The organism is Thiolapillus sp. (assembly GCF_048562965.1).
GTDB classification, from domain to species: Bacteria; Pseudomonadota; Gammaproteobacteria; order Chromatiales; family Chromatiaceae; genus Thiolapillus; species Thiolapillus brandeum_A.
The window spans coordinates 1-2,148 of the sequence record NZ_JBHNMF010000535.1 but is presented as its reverse complement, the minus strand read 5'-3'; the positions used below and the strand labels follow the sequence as shown (position 1 = coordinate 2,148).

Genomic DNA, 2,148 nt, shown 5'->3' with positions numbered 1-2,148 from the left:
GGTTTTCTTATGTATCAATGCTTTAGATCATAATTGTACCATCCTGCACCGGATTTCTCATCGTCTTTTTTCGGTTTTTCAATTGAATTTCAATGACTTGGCATTTATAGACGGGAACTAAGTAATAATGAGCGGACAACTATGCTGACACAGGGGGCTGCTGGGCAACCTCAAGAACTCCATTCGGGGAACCTGCCACGGGTTCAAAGTACGCAAATATGCGGCACGCTATCTTGCGGAAGCCCAGTACCGCTTCAACCGCCGATTCGATCTGCCATCCCTGGTGCCACGATTACTGTTTGCCTGCGTTCATACGCCGCCATGCACGGAGAAACAACTGAAGACAGCTGAGCTTTGGACATAATCACCTAATCTTTTCGCGCTGAGTAATGCCTACCTCGACATCCAAGTCGAGTCGATCAGCCAACACTTCACCAAAGTCAAGCGGAATCCAGTTGTTGCCGTCCGATTCGGAAGAGATAACGGGAAGAACCCGTGGGCGCGAATCGCCGATGAGCTCCCGTATCGCCTCGGCGGTTGTGTCGTCGAAAAGACGATCCACCTGGTTTGCAGGCTGATCAAACCGCCTTCGAGAATTTGTACTACCGCTGCCAGCCATGGAGAGCGAAGCGAAGGCTGGCCGGGTGTGGCGGGGCCGATGAAGAAAAGAGGGAGGACCACGGCAAGATGCCACCAGGTTCTCTGGGGCTTGGAGATGAAGGCAGGCGGTGCTTTTCCATGGGCATGGGGCGATGGTATCGCAACGGGCGCGAGGTATAAAAAGACCCCATGAGGGGCCTGTGGAAAATCGGTGATGACCGAAAACGGTCAGAAGAAACCGACTCGCCAGGAGGCGAACAGGGAAAAGTCGTGATCCGGCTGGACGCCGTTACGATCCTGGTAGACTGGCTTAGCCAGTTCCACGCTGATATTCTGACCTGGCATGAAAGACCAGTTGACGCCAAGGGAGAGTTCCACCTTGTCACCGCCATAGTTATCGGGATTAGCGCCCAGGCCGGGGCCGATGATGTTCGGATCCATGCCATGAATGCTGTCCTGGGATTCTCCACGAATCCGCGCCGACACGCCCACGCGCTGTGGCATGAAGAGATAACTGGCCCAGGCAGTGGCCTCGTGTTTGGTGCCCCAGCGATAACCATCGGCGTTTTTGTTTTCCAGGGGAACCGTTGCGTAATACTGCGCTCCCCAGCCGATATTCCGCTTCTTCCCCCAGTAAACGCCGCCCACGATGGCATCGATGGTACCCGTGCCCAGTTGGGCACCATAGGGCATGCGTACATTCTGGGTCGTGCCTGCCGGAGTCAGCAGGTTGCCCCGCTTGGTGATGCTGCCGGTCGGCAGGCTCAATACGCCAATCAACAGGGTATGGTGGATCGGGTCGTTGTGGGCGCGATAGAGCAGCCCCCCCTTGACGTCGCCCAGTCCTTGGACTGTCTGAGTGGTGTCACCCAACACCGTAGTGCCGACGGAACCGCCATAGGTTCGGAATGTGATCTCCTTGCGGATCACCGGTGCTACCCCAATCAGGGCCAAGTCATGACCAATGGCGAAATTGGCGAAGGGGTAGGCAACATCCACGTCCACCTTGATGGGAACAACCCGAAGGGTGGGGGGCATGCCGGGCAGCCCGAAGAAACGGTTGGCTACCGTGGACACTACCGTGTTGGTGGAAACCGAATCAGTGTCCATACGCAGTCCCTCGAAGGAAAAATGTGCATAGCTGATCCCCGCCATCCCCTGTCCCTTGCTGGGGAAAGCATAGGCACCGAACAGACCCGCAGGTGGCGGGACTGGCAGCTCCCGTTTCACCGCCATTAATTTCTTCATTTTTTCCTTGGCCATGCCCTGCGCCCCGACAGCTGGATTCAGAAGCAACAGTCCAACAGATGCTGCCAGTAGCCAAGAAACCTTTTTCTCCATCATTTTATTCTCCTAGCCCGAATATTTCATAAATTAAGAGTGGCAAAGCCCAATAAGTTCGATAAAATTCAGATGTCTAACTTGAATTCGAACGCTGCCAGCCATGGAGAGCGAAGCGAAGGCTGGTAGACCCCAGTAGCCGCGAGGCCGCACTGTTTTCCCGGCGTGCCTTGCGCCAGAGGGAAAACAAAGTAGGCCTCCGAACGC

Annotated in this window: 3 protein-coding genes and 1 pseudogene; 1 reads left to right on the top strand and 3 read right to left on the bottom strand. The window is 55.3% G+C overall.

Features of this window, described 5'->3' with window-relative positions; translation table 11 throughout:
• Nucleotides 1–157: 157 nt before the first annotated feature.
• A pseudogene (locus tag ACOCD2_RS17370) lies at nucleotides 158–364 on the top strand (transposase); the annotation flags it as partial.
• Here ACOCD2_RS17370 and ACOCD2_RS17365 read toward each other — a convergent pair.
• Genes ACOCD2_RS17365 through ACOCD2_RS17355 form a run of 3 tightly spaced genes read right to left on the bottom strand, consistent with a single transcriptional unit; the run spans nucleotide 365 to nucleotide 1,944 of the window.
• Entirely contained in the window at nucleotides 365–619 is a 255-nt protein-coding gene (locus tag ACOCD2_RS17365) for a hypothetical protein (protein ID WP_293649885.1), read from the bottom strand.
• Nucleotides 603–791 (bottom strand): hypothetical protein, encoded by a 189-nt coding sequence (locus tag ACOCD2_RS17360; RefSeq protein WP_419583703.1) that lies wholly within the window; start codon nucleotides 789–791, stop codon nucleotides 603–605. The genes ACOCD2_RS17365 and ACOCD2_RS17360 overlap by 17 nt, the downstream gene beginning before the upstream one ends.
• A gap of 37 nt (nucleotides 792–828) precedes the next feature.
• Nucleotides 829–1,944, bottom strand: a complete 1,116-nt coding sequence (locus tag ACOCD2_RS17355; RefSeq protein ID WP_293649883.1) for a hypothetical protein — start codon at nucleotides 1,942–1,944, stop codon at nucleotides 829–831.
• Nucleotides 1,945–2,148 lie beyond the last annotated feature (204 nt).